The 21,101-nt window shown below is 43.9% G+C and carries 20 protein-coding genes; 15 read left to right on the forward strand and 5 right to left on the reverse strand.

The annotated features are described in order from the left end of the window. The first annotated feature begins 38 nt into the window (after positions 1-38). Positions 39-488, forward strand: a complete 450-nt coding sequence (locus ACQ96U_RS06580; protein WP_431720445.1) for a YaiI/YqxD family protein — start codon at positions 39-41, stop codon at positions 486-488. Positions 489-740: 252 nt separating this feature from the next. On the opposite strand, the gene ACQ96U_RS06585 is transcribed toward ACQ96U_RS06580, so the two are convergent. Then, entirely contained in the window at positions 741-1,271 is a 531-nt protein-coding gene (locus tag ACQ96U_RS06585; RefSeq protein ID WP_431720446.1) for a dihydrofolate reductase family protein, read from the reverse strand. 112 nt (positions 1,272-1,383) lie between these two features. Between ACQ96U_RS06585 and ACQ96U_RS06590 the strand changes: the two genes are divergently transcribed. The 3 genes from ACQ96U_RS06590 (at position 1,384) to ACQ96U_RS06600 (ending at position 3,459) form a co-directional block, all read left to right on the forward strand. Further along, positions 1,384-1,956: a GNAT family N-acetyltransferase gene (locus ACQ96U_RS06590; RefSeq protein ID WP_431720447.1), complete on the forward strand. Its 573-nt coding sequence runs from the start codon at positions 1,384-1,386 to the stop codon at positions 1,954-1,956. 200 nt (positions 1,957-2,156) lie between these two features. Then, complete coding sequence (locus tag ACQ96U_RS06595) at positions 2,157-2,987, forward strand: hypothetical protein (RefSeq protein ID WP_431720448.1); 831 nt, start codon at positions 2,157-2,159, stop codon at positions 2,985-2,987. 82 nt (positions 2,988-3,069) lie between these two features. Then, the gene (locus ACQ96U_RS06600; protein WP_431720449.1) at positions 3,070-3,459 is read left to right on the forward strand and encodes a hypothetical protein; all 390 of its coding nucleotides are present in this window, start codon (positions 3,070-3,072) and stop codon (positions 3,457-3,459) included. 70 nt (positions 3,460-3,529) lie between these two features. Here the strand turns inward: ACQ96U_RS06600 and ACQ96U_RS06605 are convergent, their stop codons facing one another. Together ACQ96U_RS06605 and ACQ96U_RS06610 are read right to left on the reverse strand one after the other, a co-directional pair. Continuing rightward, on the reverse strand, positions 3,530-5,866 hold the full coding sequence (locus ACQ96U_RS06605) for a M4 family metallopeptidase (RefSeq protein ID WP_431720450.1): 2,337 nt from the start codon (positions 5,864-5,866) through the stop codon (positions 3,530-3,532). A 692-nt stretch (positions 5,867-6,558) separates the two neighbouring features. Next, entirely contained in the window at positions 6,559-7,422 is an 864-nt protein-coding gene (locus tag ACQ96U_RS06610) for a hypothetical protein (RefSeq protein ID WP_431720451.1), read from the reverse strand. Between the two features lie 246 nt (positions 7,423-7,668). Between ACQ96U_RS06610 and ACQ96U_RS06615 the strand changes: the two genes are divergently transcribed. The 7 genes from ACQ96U_RS06615 (at position 7,669) to creA (ending at position 13,541) form a co-directional block, all read left to right on the forward strand. Next, a complete protein-coding gene (locus tag ACQ96U_RS06615) occupies positions 7,669-7,980 on the forward strand; it encodes a hypothetical protein (RefSeq protein ID WP_431720452.1) in 312 nt (103 codons plus the stop codon). 32 nt (positions 7,981-8,012) lie between these two features. Next, the gene (locus ACQ96U_RS06620; RefSeq protein ID WP_431720453.1) at positions 8,013-9,479 is read left to right on the forward strand and encodes an aminoacyl-histidine dipeptidase; all 1,467 of its coding nucleotides are present in this window, start codon (positions 8,013-8,015) and stop codon (positions 9,477-9,479) included. Positions 9,480-9,690: 211 nt separating this feature from the next. Continuing rightward, complete coding sequence (locus ACQ96U_RS06625) at positions 9,691-11,067, forward strand: L-serine ammonia-lyase (protein WP_431720454.1); 1,377 nt, start codon at positions 9,691-9,693, stop codon at positions 11,065-11,067. A gap of 104 nt (positions 11,068-11,171) precedes the next feature. Next, positions 11,172-11,876, forward strand: a complete 705-nt coding sequence (locus ACQ96U_RS06630; protein WP_431720455.1) for a VWA domain-containing protein — start codon at positions 11,172-11,174, stop codon at positions 11,874-11,876. A 71-nt stretch (positions 11,877-11,947) separates the two neighbouring features. After that, complete coding sequence (locus ACQ96U_RS06635) at positions 11,948-12,685, forward strand: molecular chaperone DnaJ (protein WP_431720456.1); 738 nt, start codon at positions 11,948-11,950, stop codon at positions 12,683-12,685. Continuing rightward, positions 12,685-13,041, forward strand: a complete 357-nt coding sequence (locus ACQ96U_RS06640) for a hypothetical protein (RefSeq protein WP_431720457.1) — start codon at positions 12,685-12,687, stop codon at positions 13,039-13,041. The genes ACQ96U_RS06635 and ACQ96U_RS06640 overlap by 1 nt, the downstream gene beginning before the upstream one ends. Continuing rightward, positions 13,035-13,541 carry a protein CreA gene (creA, locus tag ACQ96U_RS06645; RefSeq protein ID WP_431720458.1) on the forward strand — a complete coding sequence of 169 codons (507 nt, stop codon included), beginning with the start codon at positions 13,035-13,037 and terminating at the stop codon, positions 13,539-13,541. Before ACQ96U_RS06640 ends, creA begins: the two co-directional genes overlap by 7 nt. Positions 13,542-13,978: 437 nt before the next feature. Here creA and ACQ96U_RS06650 read toward each other — a convergent pair whose 3' ends face one another. Both ACQ96U_RS06650 and ACQ96U_RS06655 read right to left on the reverse strand, forming a co-directional pair. Beyond that, positions 13,979-15,052, reverse strand: coding sequence for a YiiX/YebB-like N1pC/P60 family cysteine hydrolase (locus ACQ96U_RS06650; protein WP_431720459.1), 1,074 nt, complete (start codon positions 15,050-15,052; stop codon positions 13,979-13,981). A gap of 32 nt (positions 15,053-15,084) precedes the next feature. After that, positions 15,085-16,212 (reverse strand): aminotransferase class V-fold PLP-dependent enzyme, encoded by a 1,128-nt coding sequence (locus ACQ96U_RS06655; protein ID WP_431720460.1) that lies wholly within the window; start codon positions 16,210-16,212, stop codon positions 15,085-15,087. A 222-nt stretch (positions 16,213-16,434) separates the two neighbouring features. Here ACQ96U_RS06655 and ACQ96U_RS06660 point away from each other — a divergent pair, with 222 nt between their 5' ends. The 4 genes from ACQ96U_RS06660 to ACQ96U_RS06675 all read left to right on the forward strand — a co-directional run bounded on the left by ACQ96U_RS06660 (position 16,435) and on the right by ACQ96U_RS06675 (position 21,101). Next, entirely contained in the window at positions 16,435-17,157 is a 723-nt protein-coding gene (locus tag ACQ96U_RS06660) for a TetR/AcrR family transcriptional regulator (protein ID WP_431720461.1), read from the forward strand. Positions 17,158-17,512: 355 nt separating this feature from the next. After that, on the forward strand, positions 17,513-18,172 hold the full coding sequence (locus tag ACQ96U_RS06665; RefSeq protein WP_431720462.1) for a DUF4823 domain-containing protein: 660 nt from the start codon (positions 17,513-17,515) through the stop codon (positions 18,170-18,172). Between the two features lie 139 nt (positions 18,173-18,311). After that, entirely contained in the window at positions 18,312-18,893 is a 582-nt protein-coding gene (locus tag ACQ96U_RS06670) for a DUF1285 domain-containing protein (RefSeq protein ID WP_431720463.1), read from the forward strand. Positions 18,894-19,184: 291 nt separating this feature from the next. Further along, complete coding sequence (locus ACQ96U_RS06675) at positions 19,185-21,101, forward strand: ABC transporter ATP-binding protein (protein WP_431720464.1); 1,917 nt, start codon at positions 19,185-19,187, stop codon at positions 21,099-21,101.

Below are 21,101 nucleotides of genomic sequence, written 5' to 3' on the forward strand. Positions count from 1 at the left end.
CTGCACATAAATAGCCAAATATAAGGTTGCTGAAAATTATGAACATTTGGGTAGATGCAGACGCCTGTCCTGTTGTGATTAAAGAAATATTATTTAGAGCTGCAGAGCGCACTGCAACGACAGTCACGCTGATTGCCAACCAACCACTGCGTGTACCTAAATCACCCTTTATAAAATTTCTGCAAGTGACGTCAGGCTTCGATGTGGCCGATAATGAAATCGTTAAACGCACAGCAGCGGGTGATTTGGTGATCACTGCGGATATTCCTTTAGCGGCTGAAGTGATTGATAAAGGCGGCATCGCCCTTAATCCTCGGGGTGAACTCTATACCAAAGACAATATTAAAGTACGTCTCAATATGCGTGATTTTATGGACACCTTACGCAGCAGTGGTATTGATACAGGAGGCTCTCCTGCACTGAGCCAAAGTGATCGCCAACAGTTTGCGAATAATCTGGATAAACTCCTTGCTCAACATAAAAAATAGTTTCACACCCAGCCAGCCCATTCATAGCTATACCTCAATCATTATTTGAATCCTTATGGTATTTCGATGTAGGCCACTGACAAACAAAGGCTGGATAATGCACATCGAACTGTTTGCCGCAACCAAGCCTCCAGGGAAGGATTCACGGCGTGTTCGAAGGGCGTTATGCAGCCTTTGGATAAAAAGGGCACCTCTAAAAATACACTTTTTTAGAGGTGCCCAAAAGAGCTTCAAATCCACTATGTAACGTCATTAACACTGATACGTTGACTGCACAAAGCCATTATCATAAACCTTCGTCGCTATGTGAGTCAGAGAAACATCATGACCAATTTGCGCAAACAATGGTAATCCCTCGCCAATAATAACGGGAATCCGTGTGATGGTTATATCATCCACTAATTCTGCCTGTAAAAATGCTTGAATGGTTACACCGCCATCAATATAGACCCGCCGCTCGCCTTCATGTTTTAACCGATCGACTAACATGGGTATATCTCCAGCATAAAGTTCAACCTTACCTTCAAGTTCAGAAGGCACGGATGATAGTGTATGACTCAGCAAAATAACCCGCTTACCGTCATAAGGCCATTCAGGAAATGACAATACTTTTTCGAAGGTTTTACGTCCCATTACTAAGCAGGTTACTGACGACATAAAATCCTCATAGCCAAAATCTGTCGTACTGTCTCCATTTCCCGCATTTTCTAACCAATCAATATCACCATTTTTTCGCGCAATGAAGCCATCCAAACTGGTTGCTATATAAACTGATATTTGCACGTATACATCCTTAAACGTCAACTGTATTCTAAATGAAAGAATTTAATCACAACAACAAACTTCAGCAAAGACCAATTTCATAATCAAATACCAAGAAAGGATTGCGCGAACGATGACCTGTTTTAACACCGTATCTATCAATACCTCCCAACTCACATTACGCCCGATAACCACTCACGATGCCCAAGCACTTTTTTCCCTATTTTCTGACCAGGAAACCATGCGTTATTGGAGCAGCCCACCCATAAAAAAAATACATGAAGCTGACGAACTTATTGAGCGTTGTATCGCTAACTATCAAACCCAGCAAGCACTATGCCTTGGTTTAGAACATCAAAATACAGCACAGCTTATTGGTACATGCACGCTCTTTAGCATTCATCAAGCTTCCAGACGAGCTGAGCTGGGTTATGTGTTAAAACGAGACCATTGGGGTAGGGGATTGATGCATGAAGCGCTGAATGCCTTTATTCACTTTGCGTTTACAGCACTTGATTTACATCGTCTAGAAGCCGATATCGATCCACGCAATCATGCTTCAAAACGCATATTACAACGCCTTGGTTTTAACAAAGAAGGTTTACTACGAGAGCGTTGGATTGTTAATGGTGAAATGTCTGATACTGAACTTTATGGTCTACTGCAGCACGAGTGGTCTGCACAACAACAAACACTGTCTGTGTAATTTCCCTTAAAACTCACAGACAAACAGAGACTAAATACCTTTAACTAACCACCCTAAAGTGGCTATAAAAAGTGACTTTAAATAGATAATAACGATCACTGATTAAAGCGTTGTAAAAACAACGTCATGAGCAACAGGTGTATCTGTTGCTATTCTTTAATCACATTTCTTATCTTTTTTAGACGCTTATAGGGATTGTCATGCAGCGAACCCAAGGATGGTTTCATACCTTTTGTATCACCAGTACCTGCTTATTACTCGTAGCCTGTATTAACCTGACAGCCGTTCATGAGTGGTCTCAAACATCACTGAATGCCGTTCAATACAGTGAAATTGTCACAACCTATGCTGATACCCCTCAGCGACTACAGCGTTATGATCCAGGCCCTCACTGGGTCAATCAAATAAAAAAACGAACCATGCAGGCTCAGCTTTTACAACAGTTGCTAACAGTTATTGCCGACTATATGTCTTCCTTAGCTACATTATCAGCTGATAGCACAATCAACTACACAAATGACGTTCAATCATTTTCCCAGTCATTAAGCAAGCTCGATACACACTTATCTACCAATACTCAGCAAGCTGCTAGCGGTATTGTTAATACGCTCCTTGAAGCCGCAGCACGAGGCTATCAAGCGCAACAAGTCAAAGAGGTGATCACCAAAGCCAATGAGCCTCTTCAGCAAATCATGAAAGGGGAACTCCGTACTATTATTGATCAAGATTTTCGGCGAGATTTACGCATCGAAAAGTTATCGATCAAACGCTACTACCATAGTTTATTAGAACAAAAACGATATTCCCAGGCAGCAAAAGTCGCATTATTAGAATGGAAGGAATTTCGGTTAACTGAAAATATGAAAAGACAGAAAGCCATTGATGCCTATTTAAACATTCTAGATGCGATAGCAAAGGGCCATCAAGAACTTTATAACAACCGCGAACAGCTTGACATTGTCGAACTCAGTAAAGAGCTTTATGGTTTTGCCAGAACAATGCGCAAACACATTAAGGTTATTCTACATTAAACCATTAAAGCGAAAATAATCACTGATTAACACCCAAAATAAGTTAGATATTTTTTATTAAGAAATCAGGGAGGGAGTAAAAATGGCCATATCGACAGACCAGGCCCGTGCACTGGCGGATGATTTTTTAGATGCAGCTCAAGCGATCGACACTTACTTAGAAGAACATTTTAATTGCATTTCCCGTTCTGAGTATGAGTGCTTAAATGAGTCCTTTAAAACATTAATGCGTATTTCAACATTTACGACAACTGTTGCTGTAGACTTAGCCATTGACTCACTCTCTACGTCCATTGCCGAACTTAATAGCACTATTCAGCAAGCCAAAGAAAAAATCCGTACATTAAACCGTGTAAGCGAGATCATTCAATTAGCCTCAGCATTAACCGATTTGGCAGCGGGTTTTATTGCTAAAAAACCTTCCGCGATTGCCTCATCAGCCAAAAACCTGGCGAAATTGGTCACGGCTTAATCAATACAGTTGTCACCTTAGCACTCCCTTACCAAGGTGACATTCTTTCCTTCAAAACACGCTAGATAAATTATTCAGCGTCAGTTTGTTGCGAAGCACTTTCCTCTGCTTGTCCATTCACTGGCCAATCACTCCCAGGAGGACCTGGAGGCCATGGACCTGTAGGAGGTGGCATGTTTGGCCCTCCGGGTGGCATATTCGGTCCTCCTGGAGGCGCAGGAGGCCAAGGTCCACCTGGGGGCATATTGGGTCCGCCAGGGGGAGTTCCTGGACCGCCAGGTCCACCAGGTCCGCCTGGAGGCATGGGCGGCCAAGGACCTCCTGGTGGTTCATTTGGATCACCAGGTGGAATATTAGGTCCTCCGGGTGGAACACATGGATTACCAGGACCACCTGGTTTGCCAGGTCTTCCAGGGCGTCCTGGTCTACCTGGTCTTCCTGGACGACCAGGGCGGCCTGGCCACATGGCCTGCTCATCCACCTGTTGCCCCTCAGAGTCTACTTGCGGCCAACCAGGAGGCATGTTGGGTCCACCTGGGGGCATGTTAGGTCCTCCGGGCGGCATATTGGGTCCGCCAGGAGGCATCGGAGGCCAAGGTCCGCCAGGAGGCATGTTAGGTCCCCCGGGTGGCATATTGGGTCCGCCAGGAGGCATCGGAGGCCAAGGTCCACCTGGGGGCATGTTAGGTCCTCCGGGTGGCATATTGGGCCCACCAGGAGGCATTGGAGGCCATGGCCCACCTGGAGGCATGTTAGGCCCTCCGGGCGGCATATTCGGTCCACCAGGAGGAATACAGGGTGGCTCTGGGTTAGGTCCTGGGGGTTGGGGATTAGGTCCTGGTGGTCTTGGGTTAGGATTTGGGTTAGGTGGTTGGGGGCCTGGACCTGGTGGCTCACCGGGATTACCACCACAACTTTTCCCTAAACCAACGACACCAAATGCAGCAATAACATCCGCTTCAGGATAACCTTTATCCTTTGCCGCTTTTACAACACCACAGGCGGCTTGCTCAAAATCACTGTTTTGCTTCCAGTACATCTGGTTGGCAACGACCATAACTTCAAATGCTTTTTTAATGTCCCAACCATTGGAGGTCGCTAATGTATAAAATGCTCGATTAAATACGCCACTTGAATTATGGACATCCATACCTTCTCGGTATTGGTTGGCATGATCAATTGACACACCATCTTTACTCGGTTGTTCGAAAAAACGTAGCGCTTCCTGATTCTTGGTAATCGTACCGCCCACTAACCAGTCGTTTTTCTTGAACATGTAAAACTCAGCCGCTTCACCCGCCATGTCGGAAAAAGCTTCATTGATACCACCTGACTGTCCACGATATGCCAGCCCTGAATTTTGCTGAGTGAATCCATGACTCACTTCATGAGCGGCTACATCCAGGGAGGTGAGGGGATAGAACATACTACCACCGTCACCAAATGACATTTGCTGTCCATCCCAAATTGCATTGTCATAGTTTTGTTTATAATGTGCCCGCATTCTTAATTTATGCGTCAGTGGTTGTGTATTAAACCAGTCTTTATAAAGTTTAAACACAACACCGCCAAAATAATGCGCATCATTTAAAGGTGAATAACCACCATTAATTTCTTTATAGTTATTTTCAGGACAGTTAAACTGAAAAACCTGACCACCACTTTCCTGGTGTTTCATGTCAACCGTTTCAACATTCGTCGTACTCATACGACACTGCGCATCGACCTCTAAAGGCCCATGATCAGTACCATACTGGTATTTACCCGATTTTTTATTACCGCCAGGGCCTGTGGCCTGCTGATGGTTAAGTCCTTCCCAATGATCAAGAACCTCACCAGTATGAGCATCAATAATAAAGAAAGGACGAGTAGGTTCACCCGATGCGGTGTGAGTAAAATAACTCACTTCATACACTAAACGGGGATTAGTAACGTCTTCAGCATAAATCCATAACTTTTTATTATTATGCTCAATTTTATCCTGTATTAAGCCTGTATGCCCCGACTGTTCAACCGCAACTTGTAATGCTTGTGCTTCAGTTAAACCAGGGGTTACTTCCAAATTATGTTCATCCAGGGCGACGAGTAACTCGCCAGAAAAATCACTAAACTGACCTGCGCTGCTTTCACTCGCGACAAAGCTATAGCCATAAACAGGTACACCTTCATAGTACTGTTGATAACGATGCTTTTGCTGCTGATCTGCAGTGCTAATCGAACGAATGATCACAGCATCTTTTGCTGAGCTTAACTGTAAGATTTCGTGGATTGGTGCTGAGCTACGAATAGCCTGTGTTAATGGGCTATACTCCAGATTTATTTTTTCTGCTGACCATGACGGTAGCGTAAAAAAAGTACTGGACACAGCAGCACCCACTAAAATAAGTGTGCTACTTCTATACTTCATTATATTCCCCTGCATAAATGCTTTAACACTGCAAATAGAGTGCTTGACACCCTTTATTTACGGATATTTACAAAGCATTTAATTAGTAACAAATTTATATTTAACAAAAAAATAATTTTTTACGCGCATCCATACTGCCAAAGCAATCACAAAAAACAACCATTATTGGCAGAGACAAAAAAATCATCAAAACAGGATCAATCCAAGTTTATTTTATTTTTATAATTATCTGTTTACTTCGTAGTTATTATAATTTTTCCTTGAGGGTACCCCTAAAAAAGTGCATTTTTAGAGGTCTCTTGATAGATAACACATTACGCCCCTTTATTATGGAGACATAACCAAGCTCTCAACATATTTTTGACCTCTCCTTTTGTTTGATTTCGTTCTGTTTCAATTCATTTTGTTCCAGTTCGTTGAGTAACTTTCAGCAATAGACATATAGTTCCATATTGAACACAAATAACATTTAACAGCTTCACAGTTTATTTTGTTGATCTTATTACTTACAAATTATTTGATACAACGCGAAATCAACCAGGAAGTGCAACGCACTTAAAGTGTTGCCGAGTACAATCAGGCAATAAATATGACAAAACAATGACCATTTTAACAGGGTGGCACGAGGAAACAACGTGAGAGGAGAGCAAGAAAATAACGATACCTTTCGCATTAGGTATAACAGAAAACCATCACGGATTTAACAAGGTCCAATCATCCATAACCGGATTAAAAAAACCAGATTCCCGGTAAGCGCGATGTATTTCTCCATTTTTTTGTAGAACATCTAAACCTTGTTGCAGGAAAGAAAAAACCAGATCAGCATATTTTGCTTTTTTACTGACGACAAAAAAACGTTCACCTTCCAGCCTGATTTTTATTCCAGGAACAATTTGCAATTGGATATGTTTAACACGTCGAGCTTGATGAACAGTCTGATTAAATTCAAACAAGGTATAATCTGCACGCTCTGATTCAATCATGTAGTAAAGAGACTCTATGGAGTTAACTGGAAACATAGTTAAATTCATATTTTCCATTGTGTACCAGTCAATAATCCAGTTTTTAACCATAACCCCACGAAATTTTCTTAAATCATCAATGCTTCGCACATTGTTAAGACGATTATCTCCAGACCGAACATAAATGCCTTTTACAAATTTTGTTGATGGAATAATCAACTTAGAGACATGAAACTCTTCAGTAATTTCCTGATCCCATACTGTTTCTGCCGAGATCATCGCTCGCCCAGATTTGACATCTAACAACGCGCGTGAATAGTTAGGCACTTCTAACAAATCCAAATTAAAGTTAAGACCCGCTTCATAAAGTGCTCGGCATATTATGATCAACTCCACAGTGCCACGATTAGCATAAGGTGATGAATAATGCTTAACCTGTTGACAGGGTTCGTTCTGCTGCCAGCGTAAAAATGTCCTTGCCACGTATTTAGGTGTTGCGACAATCACGGTAAGTGGTGCATGGGCAGCCTGCAGGTAACCAGACACCACGAGTAAACCACAACACACACTGCGTAAAAATCGCATCAGACTCATACTAACAATTGTCTTACTTCCCCTATCAGCGTTCAACAATCCAAACTAAATAAACGTCTAAGTATTACTCACACAAAAAAATTTAAGATTAAGATTTGAGTAATACAGAAATATCTAAATGTATAAAGCAGTATAAACTATCAGCATCATTCATAGGTTATTACATGGAACCGGGAAGTATATCCCGTTACCCCATGATATCCAAAGTAAGGCATTTGGTTTTATCAGATTAAGTAGGATTTGATTATGTTACGCCGCCAATTTCTGACCACGCTCATCACTTGTAGCACACTGCCAACGTCCTTCATAGCCACTGTGTTTGCACAGCCAACAACAGCTGACACTCCTCTTGAGGAAAATGAAAAGCTTAGTATTTCCATTGAATATCTAAGAAATACTCCTTTTGACCAACGTATTCGTATAAAATACCTGTCTCCATGGCTAGGGTGTTGTACTTCGCATGTCGTATCATTCCGGGATCCAGAATCTCATCCCCCTGGTTTTGCTTCATATTTTCACCGCCATTGGATACATAAAAGTCATTTATTGAGTAGCTAATCACCCGCTAAGAATTTGTTGAAAGGCAGTATATGAATGCACAACAGTTAACCGATCTTCAACCTTCATCGCTCTGGCAACACTTTGCTAAGATTTGCTCAATTCCTCATCCTTCAGGCTATGAAGCGCAACTTGCTGAATATATTCAGCACTGGGCTACTGACCTAGGACTGACGGTTACTCGAGATCAAGTAGGAAATCTAATCATCCGTAAACCTGCAACAGCAGGCTTTGAGCACTCACCCGGTGTTGTGTTGCAAGCCCATCTGGATATGGTGCCGCAAAAAAACAGTGTAACCCAGCATGACTTTACTAAAGACCCCATTAATGCCTATATAGAAGGGGACTGGGTTACCGCAGAAAACACGACACTGGGGGCAGATAATGGTATTGGTGTTTCTGCCATTCTTGCCGTATTAGAGTCAAACCACTTACAATATGGCCCCATAGAAGCGCTGTTTACGATTGATGAAGAAAGTGGCATGACGGGTGCTATGGGCCTCGAACCAGGACAACTTCAGGGCAGTATCTTGTTGAACCTAGATTCTGAAGATGAAGGGGAACTGTATCTGGGCTGTGCTGGTGGTGTCGATATCTGTGCGGATTGGACATACAGCCCTGAGCCAACCCCCATTGATTATCAAAGCTTTGAATTAGCGATAACAGGGCTTAAAGGTGGTCACTCAGGTGTCGATATCCATCTCGGCCGTGCCAATGCCAACAAACTCATGGCGCGCTTACTGTGTGACGCAGAACAGGCAGCATTACCTCTCCGCATCAATCATATACAAGGTGGCTCATTACGTAATGCTATTCCGAGGGAAGCGTTTATCAAGCTGGCCTGTCCAAACCATTCAGTTATTCAACTAAAAGAGTGGCTGGCAAATCAGCAAGCTATATTGAGCAATGAGTTACAACATGCTGAGCCAAACGTACAGCTCACTTTGACAGAAATAGACTCTGTGGCTCAGCTCATGCCAGAAACAAGCCAGGCGACACTATGCCATGCACTGAGTGCTTGTCCCAACGGTGTTTTACGAATGAGCGACACAGTGCAAGGGGTTGTTGAAAGCTCGACGAACCTCGGCGTCATCACGGTTGAAGAGGGTAATATCCATGTCGCCAGCCTGGCTCGGAGTTTGATCGATAGTGCAGGGCAGGCACTGGCCCATGCTGTCGCTAACACCTTTCGCTTAGCGGGAGCCTCCATCCGCTTTGAAGGTGCCTATCCTGGCTGGCAGCCAAACATGCAATCCTCAGTGCTGCAAACCATGATTGGCGTACATCAACGCTTATTTGAGGTTAAGCCTGAAATCAAAGTCATTCATGCCGGTTTGGAGTGTGGTTTACTGGCAGCGGTTTACCCTCACTGGGATATGATCTCCTTTGGACCAACCATTCGTTTTCCTCATTCTCCTGATGAAAAGGTTAACATTCACAGTGTTCAGCGCTTTTGGGATTTACTCGTGGCGACGTTAAAAGCCATTGCTACCGAATAGACACCCTACACATACCCTGTAAGTGCAGCCAATGACTGCACTTATAGTCCTCTCCGCCTCTAAGTAGTAATAATGAGGTCTATGCTAATAACATGACTAATCTTTAACTCAGTCACCAACTGTGCACTTTGAGTTGTCTAAGCAGTTGTAAAACGAGCGTTTTTCCTGCCAACATGGTAATTAGAATACTAACATTAAGACGATATCGACTATGGCATTAAGTGTATTTGACCTGTTTAAAATTGGTGTAGGTCCTTCTAGCTCGCATACCGTTGGACCAATGGTTGCGGTAAACCGTTTTCTAGAATCACTAGGTGAAGACCTTTATCACGTGCGAACCATAAAGGTTCACCTGTATGGCTCATTAGCATTAACCGGTAAAGGTCACGCGACAGACACAGCAGTAATCATGGGTTTAATTGGCCATCGCCCGGAGCGGGTTGACCCACAACTGGCTGCCCAACAAGTGAATGAAATACATCAGCAGCATAAATTGCTGCTGGGCGGCACTCACTTAATCACCTTCAATCCAGAACAAGACCTGCAATTTCATAACAATGAGTTTTTACCTGCTCACCCCAATGGCATGACATTACTGGCAATAAATGCTAAAGGAGAAACAATAGGGCAGGGCACCTACTTTTCAGTTGGTGGTGGTTTCGTACTCAGTGAGGAAGAACTCAGTGCTGATAACACTGAGAGTGACAGCCAAACAGTGCCTTATCCATTTGACTCAGCTCAAGCGCTACTCAAGCAGTGTGAAGAGCATGAGCTAACTATCGCTGAGCTGATGATGGCGAATGAAATTGCACTTCATGAAAGTGAACGCCTGGTAGAAGAACGCCTGCAGGATATTTGGTCAGTGATGGCTGAGTGTATTGAGCGTGGTTGTCGTACTAAAGGCCAACTTCCTGGAGGCTTAGGGGTTCCTCGACGTGCGGCCGATATTTATCAAAACCTGCTTACTAAACCAGAAGCAGGTCTTCGCGACCCATTAACCCTCATGGACTGGGTCAGCCTCTTTGCCTTAGCAGTCAATGAAGAAAATGCGGCGGGTGGACGAGTTGTTACGGCGCCTACCAATGGGGCAGCTGGGGTTATTCCAGCCGTGCTGGCTTACTACATGCGGTTTGTGCATGGTGCTGATTTGAAAGGAATGTATGAATTTCTTCTAACAGCTGCAGCCATTGGCATTCTCTACAAACAGAATGCCTCTATCTCCGCCGCTGAAGTCGGTTGCCAGGGGGAAATTGGTGTTGCCAGCTCAATGGCTGCTGGTGCCTTAGCTGCAGTACTGGGGGGTACCGTCAGACAGGTCGAGAATGCCGCTGAGATTGGTATGGAACATAGCCTGGGCATGACCTGTGACCCTATTGGTGGATTAGTGCAAATCCCTTGTATTGAACGCAATACCATGGGGGCTATCAAAGCCATTAATGCCGCACGCTTGGCTATTCGCGGAGATGGCACTCACCGTGTATCACTGGATGATGTTATCAAAACCATGTATGAAACCGGCAAAGATATGCAAAGCAAGTATAAAGAAACAGCTTTGGGTGGCTTAGCCGTCAATGTGGTGATTTGTTAGTTACATAAACTGACGTTAATGTCTGTAAGTGATATGCGTTGAGATGAATTCGCTACACTCAACAAAAGTCACTTACAGACAGAACACTCCACAGAAAAATAACCATGACTGATCACGGAAAACTACCCAGCCAAACCAAGACAACCGCTGTTGCTGACTTTTTAGCACAGGCGGAACAGCTACCAACCCATAGCAAACCATCAACACAAGGCCGGTTGCTGTTTGCTATTGATGCAACAGCAAGCCGACAACCTACCTGGGACATGGCCTGTCAACTCCAAGGACAAATGTTTTTAGAAACAGCTGAACTCGGCAAGCTGGCCATTCAGCTTTGTTATTACCATGGCTACCGCGCATTCCATACTTCACCCTGGTTTACGGAAACGCAGTCTTTATTAGCAGAAATGCTGAAGGTGCAGTGTTTAGGAGGCCAAACGCAAATAGGCCGTGTGTTACAACATGGACTGGCACTCACTCAACAGGGACCATTGCAAGCGCTTGTATTTGTCGGTGACTGTTTAGAAGAACCTATTGATGCACTGGCTGAGCTCGCAGGCCAATTAAAGCTCAAAAGTGTACCATTATTTATCTTTCAGGAAGGGCATGACGCCCATGCCAGCCAAGGCTTTGCTCAATTAGCCAGGTTATCCGATGGGGCGCACTGTCAGTTTGACCAAAACAGTGCTGGCCAGTTACAGACCCTCCTGACAGCCGTGGCCGTTTATGCCGTTGGTGGCTTCACCGCGTTAACTAAATTACGAGCCAAACACCCTGAAGTGGTTGCCTTATTAGAACGACAACTACGTTAGGTATTGAATTGTTATTACAAAACATAATAGTGTTAACCAGCCTAAATTAATAACCCATCAAGGACTTTGCTGTGCGAATTTTGCTTATTTTAGGGCTGCTAGCATTACTGTGGATAGGCTGGAAATACCGCCGTTTACCTCCCGCACTTCAGCAACAATGGCAAAAGAAAGGGCTTATTGCTTTGGCTGTAGCCATCCTTTTTGGATTAGTGATTTCCGGTCGGATTCATGCTTTGTTCGCCTTACTCGCAGCAATGATCCCCTTTGCTCGTCGGTTTGGATCACTGCTTGGCTCATGGCAGCAAATTAAACAAGTTGCAGACTGGTTTAAGCGTCGCCAACAGCCTTCATCATCTCAGTCAGAAGTTACCACTGAACGACTGCGGATGATTCTGGATCATGCCTCAGGCACCATTGATGGGACTGTTCTAACGGGTTGCTATGCACAGAAAATGCTGTCCAGCCTGCCCATTGAAGCGATTGCTGAGCTATATAATGCTTGTCCGGAGCATGATGCAGATAGCCGCCAACTGCTAGAAACCTACTTGCGGAAGATGCGCCATGATGAATGGCAGGCTTATCAACAGCAAAGTGAGCAAAAGCAAGGCTTTCACACGGAAATGAGCCTTGAAGAAGCTGCACAAATCTTAGGTGTTTCCATTTCAGCCCATCGTGATGAAATCATCAATGCTCATCGGCACCTTATGCACAGTATTCATCCCGATAAAGGGGGAAGTAGTTATTTAGCCAGCAAACTCAATCAGGCACGCGATATTCTTCTTAAACACATAACCTCAAAGTCAGCCTGATGAGTTATTTATTCCTGATTACTTTACTGATTTGTGTACTCATACTTGGCAGCTTATTTTATTTATTGGCACGATTACGCACCCCTCATTACCGAGTCAGTAAACAACAGGTGGTTACTATTCTGCAACGAGCCATTAACCAACAACTTGAGATGAGTGAATGGCATATCTTCATCAGTCTTCCTATTCGCCATAACACAGCTTTGGAGCATGTCCGCCATATATGCCAACAATTGGATGAAACTCAAAAGGTAAAGTCCAGTAGTGCACATATGCTGCAATGTAGTGAAGAGGCTATAGACACGCTAAACCACCTCATTCATGAACTTAAACGTCAAGGAGAATTGCAATGTTAAACCCACGCTGGCGCTATATGATTGGCTTGGGCCTCAGCAGTATGTTGTTCACAACCACCAGCCAGGCCGAACAAATTGGTGAAGTCAGTACTGTGTTTAAGTTATTAGGCGCTAATGACAAAATCGTCGTTGAAGCCTTTGATGACCCCGATATTGCCAACATTACCTGCTATTTAAGTCGTGCGAAAAGAGGCGGCATAAAAGGTTCACTCGGCCTTGCAGAAGACACCTCTGATGCATCACTTGCTTGTCGGCAAGTCGGCCCCATTATTGTTCCTCCAGCCATAAAAAGTGGGAAAAACGATGGCGAGCAAGTGTTCAAAAAACGCACCTCAGTTCTTTTTAAAACAATGCAGGTCGTCAGATTTTATGATTCCAAGCGTCATGTTGTTATTTACCTGACCTATAGCGATAAAGTGATTGAAGGCTCACCTAAAAACAGTGTCTCTGCTGTGCCTATCTTGCCCTGGTCAACACCTGCGTCCACACCCACCGAATAAATTACAGAAATAAAATAGAATTATTACGAGTTATATCTATACTCAAACTAAATCACTTAGATTGATAAAAAGATAGGCAAAAAAAAACCCGAATCCTGGGGGAAGAAATCGGGTTTGAAAAGACCATTAGGAGTGAAACAAAGGTACACAATCCTACGTACCAAGGTCACGAATGACCCAGACTGATGCGATTTGTTAGGGGGAATAAATCACATCAGTACTCTAAGTATTATGTACATCGAAAAATCCTCCACTATTTCTTAAACTCTTTTCGCATAAGAAGGGATATCCCTTTGTCCGTGAGTTATAGCTTACTGTTCAGCAATCTAACTTCGGCTAAATCTCTCCCCTAAAAAGAATGTAAGCATACCTTTGAGGTGAAAATTGAGGTAAGAGTTACAATGTGTCACAGCGGTATTGATCACTAACAATACCCTCTACTCATCTCGGTAAATGTCTCCTGGGTGACGACTGAGCTTACCAGACTGCAACTCATCACTGTTTGGGACTTCATGTTTGGGGTGAGGCTTATTTTTATGAGATTTATTTTCATTAGATGGAGAGGAAGGTGATACAGCGCCGGTGCTAAGTGACTCAATCTTGTTTTGTGAATTTGTAGAAAAAGTTGATGACTCAGATGGACTTGGTTGCTTTTTTGAGCGGCCAGATGCTATGTCTTTTGTCTTCGCCACCACGGTATGTTCCTGTAAATAGTAATCCGCTTCTTCATCATCTAACAACACATCCCCATGCCAGGGTAAGAGGCGATAACTGGCGTGATAGCTGTAGTCCAGAAAAGGATACTTTAATATTTTAAAGTAAGGAGAGTAATCGAAGTCACTGGGGGTACACAGCTTGGGATTACGCATAAATAAACGTACCCGACCATTATCATCATTCGCTTTTACTAATGGAAGAATGGGAAACTGGACCCGCCCAAAAGCTTCAGCAATCATCGTCGAACACACAGTCTTAGTCGTTGGACCTGGGGCTTTAGCAAACAGACTGGAGCGCCATCGACGCGGAATAAAACTCCACGGTAAGAAAAAACGCGCAAGGTCCACAATCTGTCGGACATCATAGTGATGCCCCAGCTTGCTCACGGCATAGGCAATGACTTCCTGAGCATCTTTGTATTTAAGACCTCGTGGCCGGCATACCCGTAAATGGTCATCCTCATAGACGGTAATAGGGCGGACTACAGTCCCTAACCCCAGCTCACTTTCAATAATCAGCTGGGTGTCAGGAGAACAATTACAGTTTAATACAACCTGCTCACGGACATTAGCATCTTCAATGTCATGTAATCGGCCAATATACATTGCTGCATGTGACCACGGACTTTGCGTAATCCGTCGAATCACTTCAGCAATGCGTGATCGGCCTTCAACCAAGATGACATCACAGGGTTTTAACTCATAACGTATCCGCTCAAAGTCACACAACAGTAACCCTTTATCAGAAGGCCTACGCATTAACCACCGAGTGAGCCAGTGCAGTATTTTCCCCATAAATCGCCAACGTACAATTAGGTTGTCAGGCGTTATAACAAGCCTTCAATATAGGCCATAGCTTTGTCTAATATACTCTGCGGTGTATAAAAATGAGGTGATAAACGAATCCCCCCGCCACGATGAGCACAAATAACACCCTGTTCATTAAGCTTAGCGTACATCGCCTCAGTATCCTTACCTGGTACATCAAATGTAACAATTCCCCCATATCGGCCTTCACGGGTCTCACTGAGCAGTTTGACGCCTGGTAGAGCAGCCAAAGCCCGTTGTAAATAATCAACATTATGGAGCAACTGTGCTTCAACACGGTGCATCTCAACTTCCAGCAACAACTCAACACTGGCAACCAGTGCATGGGTGCCCAGCATATTTGGACTACCACACTCAAAGCGACGTGCACTTTTGGCAATGGACCAGTCATCACGGGTATAGTCACCCATATGCTCTACCATATGCCAACCATACTGCAGCACCTTTAACTGATCTCGACCGTTAGGTGAACTATAAAAAACCGCAAGCCCCTCAGGCCCTAATAACCATTTATGACCATCCGCCATGACAAAGTCTGCCTGGATTTCCTGCACATCAAACTCCAGAGCGCCCAGGCTTTGAATGGCATCCACACAGAATAAAATAGCCTGCTGCTGACAAAATTCGCCTAAGGTTGCTAAAGCAAGCTTAAACCCAGAGGCATACTGCACAGAACTCACCGACATAATTCGTGTTCGCTCATCACAGGCCGCCTGTAAATCTGCCTCAGGATTCTCTCCTGTTAAGGCAACCGCTCGAACCTCAACACCTTGGTCCTGTAACGATTCCCATACAATTCGATTTGAAGGAAACTCTTGATCAGTGATAACAACGTTGTCACCCGCTTGCCAAGAGAGTCCATAGGCAACTACAGATAATGCTTCTGATGTATTTTTGAGCAAAGCAATATCCTGGACAGAAGGCGCGTTAATTAATTCTGCTAATAATTTTCTCAGCCGGGTTTCTGTTTTTACCCAACTAGGATAGTGAGTCGCACCTAGCCGGCTGTTTTCCTGTGCAAAGTGTTCTACCGCCCGTGTAGCACGCATGGGCCATGGGGCTACTGCGGCATGATTGAGATAACATAAAGACTCATCAAGTGGAAATTCATGACTCCATTGCGACATAATTTTACCTTTACTTCAGTTGCTGAAATCAAATTAAATAATATCAGTTATTCCATTTGGTATAGAAAACAGGCCTAAACTGATGTATTTTCACAAAGGATGTGGCAAATAAAAACCTTTATACGGCATACTTCTTGCCGGTCGACCTCACAATAGTATGTATTAAATGCCATAAGTAAACAGCAATAATAACAATGGTGTTGCTCAACTACGGTGCAGCTTATGACTATAACATCAAGAAAACAGCGCGACTTTAGGCAACGCGAAGAGGAAATTCTAACTACAGCTTTGACTCTTTTCCTGGAGAAAGGCGAAGATAACGTCACTGTCGAAATGATTGCTGATGCCGTTGGTATTGGCAAAGGAACGATCTATAAACATTTTCGTTCCAAAGCAGAAATCTATTTACGACTGATGTTGGACTACGAACAGGAGTTAGCAGACCTGATTCAGTCCGATGCCGTAACCAAGGACAAAGATGCTCTGCCTCGTGCCTATTTTGAATACCGCATGCGTCATCCAGAGAAGTATTATCTGTTTGATCGTTTGGAACAAAAACTAAGCCGTCGAAATCCTCACCCTGAATTATTTCAGCAGCTTCATAAAATCCGTGCCTCAAATTTCTCACGGCTAAGTGAAATTATTCAGCAAAGGATAACAGATGGTGCTTTAGAGGATGTGCCTCCGTACTACCATTACTGTGCAGCCTGGGCATTGGTCCACGGTATGGTTGCCATACATCACTCCACGTTTTGGCAAAATGTCATTCATGATAAGGAAGAATTTTTCCGCTTTATGATGGACATTGGCGTGCGTATGGGTAATCGCGGACAAGCTAAGCCTCGTGTGCAAAAAGCGGAGGAGACCATAGAAACCTCTCCCCAGCCAGAACCCGCACTTGTGACTAACCCTTTAACACAGGAGGCCGAAGAGCCAGTGACTTAATAAGCCAATTATTGGCTATAAAAGTCTTTAAGAATAACCGACACCTGTAGTACATCCTGAAACCTGTTAGGCTATTAGGTTGAAACCAGGTGTCGCCTGAATTTTTAATGAATACACCTGAGTAAACATTTTTTCAAAGTGTTTACTACACATCATTCAGTTTATATTTATCGTGTTGATAAACACCTCATACACTCCTGAACCACTTCATTGAACGTTTGATTTTTCTGTTTGGGCACAGTTTTTGCTGCAGTAAAAGAAAGGTAACAAATACTTTTCATGTGGCGAAAAGTTGCCAGGTAACGCATTGGTAGTGAACAAGTGATTCATAACCCACCTATCAGGGGGAGTGCAGATGAGGCAATACACAAATCAGCAAAATGAGCCATCAGCAAATATACTCTGGTCTATCATACTGTGGGTTGTCGTAATGCTGCTTAGCGGTTGTATGCCAAGTGACATTGCCTCAGAAACCCAGCGGTATTTTAAAGATATTGGAATCATCGATAACCATGAACAACAACGCACATCAAATTGGGTTTTACCGAATAATGCACGAATAGTGGTTATTGCAGACAAATCCCCCCCTGTTGACCATCATCAACCCGATTATGCTAAGCGGTTTGCCTTAGCCACTACGGCTGCATTTAAGCGCTATTTTCCTTACACACATCTTGCGACTAAGGAACTTCAATTTGCCAAGGCACAGCAAGAAGCACGACAACAACACGCTAACTACTTAATTTTTACCCAGCTTCTCTTTGTCGATGACCTGGTGGGTAACTGGATTGAGTGGGAAGAAACGGAGGATATTCGCCGGGTAGGTAGGGATCAGATACGGGGGCAAGTCAGTATTGTTGAACTAGGCTCAGGGCAAATTGTTGATACAGTGGAAGTATTAGGACAAAGTGGCCGACTGACCTTTTTAAATGACAAACCTGATGAGTTGTTTGAAGCACCTCTGGTATCACTGGCCCGCAGCTTATCATCGCCTATTCCCAAAGGTACTTATTAATAACCCTTAAGGAAACACATCAATACCATGAGCAACAAAAGAGTACCGCTAAAAATAGTGTTTTTTTCGTAAAAACAGCGAAAATGTAAACTTTTAACGTGGGTTGACCATGAGTGACACGGACAGAAATGAGGTATGAATGACGGAGTTTAATCGTTTAAATCCAGACGCTATTGCTGCCAACATCCAACAAGGCTTACAACAACCCACACCACTTCCCGTTAATCGGTGGACCCCCTCACTGTGTGGTGACAGTGATATGCGAATTGACTGGCATGGCACTTGGTACTACCGAGACAGCCCTATTCAGCGTCCAGCCCTGGTTCGGCTGTTTTCTCGCGTGTTACGACGAGAAGGGCAAGGATATGTGTTGGTCACCCCCGTTGAAAAGTTAACAATCGAAGTCGAAGACGTGCCATTTATTGCCGTCATTATGGACAATCAAGTACACAATGCTATTCAGTATATTAATCTGACCACTCAAACGGGTGACTGTTGTCAATTATCCACTCTCACTGGCTGGAAAATTCATACGGGACTGAAGGGTGAAGAAATACCTTATGTTGAAATAAGAGATAATTTATGGGCCCGATTACACCGAAATGTTTTCTATCAGCTCATTGCGCTTAGCGTGGAACACACCGTTAATGGACAACATCTATTTGGTTTTTGGAGTGATCGGTGTTTTTTTCCTTTAACCAAACAACCTATCGAAAACTAATTTATAACAATATACCCGCTTACTGTCGGCTATATAGATAATAACTCGATTAATTTTGTAACATCATTAAAAATACAGTCATATATTATGCATTAAGGTTTTCTTACGGCCTCATCATCGTTATGACATAACTTATATGTAAAAGACTAAGAAGAAATGCATGATAGTTTCACAAATACCACAGTAATCGCCTAATCTATTCTCTGAATCAATTATTTTTCAGGATGTGCTTTGGTATAACTATTCTTTTCCTTTTTGATTACAGCGTGACAACATTTAAAGGGGGGCTGATTGAGCGAGGCAACGGCAGAAACAGCACATGAAGCACAAAATACCAAGGAAGAAACCTTTCTGTTGTCTGTGCAAAATCTTTGTGTTGATTTTCAACTGCCTGGTGGCGTATTTAATGCCGTCAAAGGCATTTCCTTTAATCTTCGTCATGGCTCAACCATTGCTTTGGTTGGCGAGTCTGGGTCAGGAAAATCGGTTACAGCACAGGCTATTCTGGGAATTTTGCCAAGCAATGGTTATATCAGCAGTGGACAAATTCTACTGCAAGAACACCCTACTACCGCCGCAATAGATATTGCTCAACTTACTCGCCGAGGACCAGAGCTGCGCACCATTCGTGGTGGAAAAATTTCCATGATTTTCCAGGAACCCATGGTGTCAATGTCAGCCATGCACACGATTGGCAACCAAGTCAGTGAAGCCCTATTTCTCCATCGTAATATCAGCCGAAAAGAAGGCCTTCGACTCACCCGGGAAATGTTATCACTGGTCGGCTTCCGTAATTCCGAACAGGCAATGAATCTATATCCTTTTGAGCTTTCGGGTGGATTACGCCAACGGGCGATGATTGCTATGGCGTTGATTTGTCACCCCGTCATATTGATTGCTGACGAGCCCACCACAGCATTAGATGTCACTGTACAAATGCAGATTCTGAAGCTGATGAAGCGATTACAGCAAGAATTAAATATGGCTATTCTGTTAATCACCCATGATTTGGGTGTTGTTGCTAACATGGCAGATGAAGTGGTGGTTATGTATCACGGGCAGGTCGTTGAACGCGGCCCTGTCAGCAATATTTTTCTACATCCTCAGCATAAATACCTTCGCTCACTCTTCACAGCGATTCCCCGGTTTGGTATGCAGCCGGATGAGCGCCTTATTCCTATCCGCGGCATTGAAAATTCGGTAGAGCAGGTAGCGGGGTCTTTTGAGCCCTGGTCAGAAGAAGCGAAACAAGCAGGTCCACACCTTAGCATCAAAGAACTCAGCAAAATTTATGTTACTCGCAAGCAGGGCTGGTTACGTCGCGGGCCAAAACAGGAAATAAAAGCCGTTCTGGATTTTTCACTGGATATTGGGGTAGGTGAGTGTGTTGGTCTGGTAGGAGAGAGTGGCTGCGGTAAGTCCACTATCTCCAAACTCGTCATGCAGGCTATTTCACCGACCACTGGCCAGATTCAATACAATGATCGAGGCCAGATAACAGACCTGAGAGCCATACAAGGTAGTCAATTACAACAGTTTCGTACCAAAATGCAGCTGGTTTTTCAGGACCCCTACAGTGCTCTCAGCCCGCGTATGACCATTCGGGAAATTCTCAGTGAACCATTTTGCATTCACCAACTTGGCGATGCTAAGTATCGGGAAAACCGAGTCAAAGACTTAATGAGCCTGGTAGGACTTGATCCAGCCTTACTCAACCGTTACCCCCACAGCTTTTCAGGAGGGCAACGACAACGTATCAGCATCGCACGGGCCTTGGCTCTGGCACCCGACTTTTTAATTTTAGATGAACCCGTGTCAGCATTGGATGTTTCTGTACAAGCACAAATCCTCAACCTTTTGAAAGACTTACAAGCCCAGCTACAACTTACGTATTTGTTTATCAGCCATAACCTGGCCGTTGTGGATTACATAGCAGACCGAATCGCCGTGATGTGTCGAGGCCAGTTGGTAGAAATAGCACCCACCAAAGATTTATTTTATAACCCACAACACCCTTATACCCAGGCCTTAATGGAAGCAGTCCCTGTACCCGACCTCAATGCACGGCTTGATTTTGAGCATATGGTCACCCCATTATCACAGCCCGAATATTGGCCTGCTCCCTACACCTTATCTCCTCATATTCCCAATGCGTTAGTGGAGATCAGTGATCAACATTTTGTCCGGATGTGCACGGTGAGTGACTGA

It is taken from the genome of Zooshikella sp. RANM57 (genome assembly GCF_050749885.1).
Taxonomy (GTDB): domain Bacteria; phylum Pseudomonadota; class Gammaproteobacteria; order Pseudomonadales; family Zooshikellaceae; genus Zooshikella.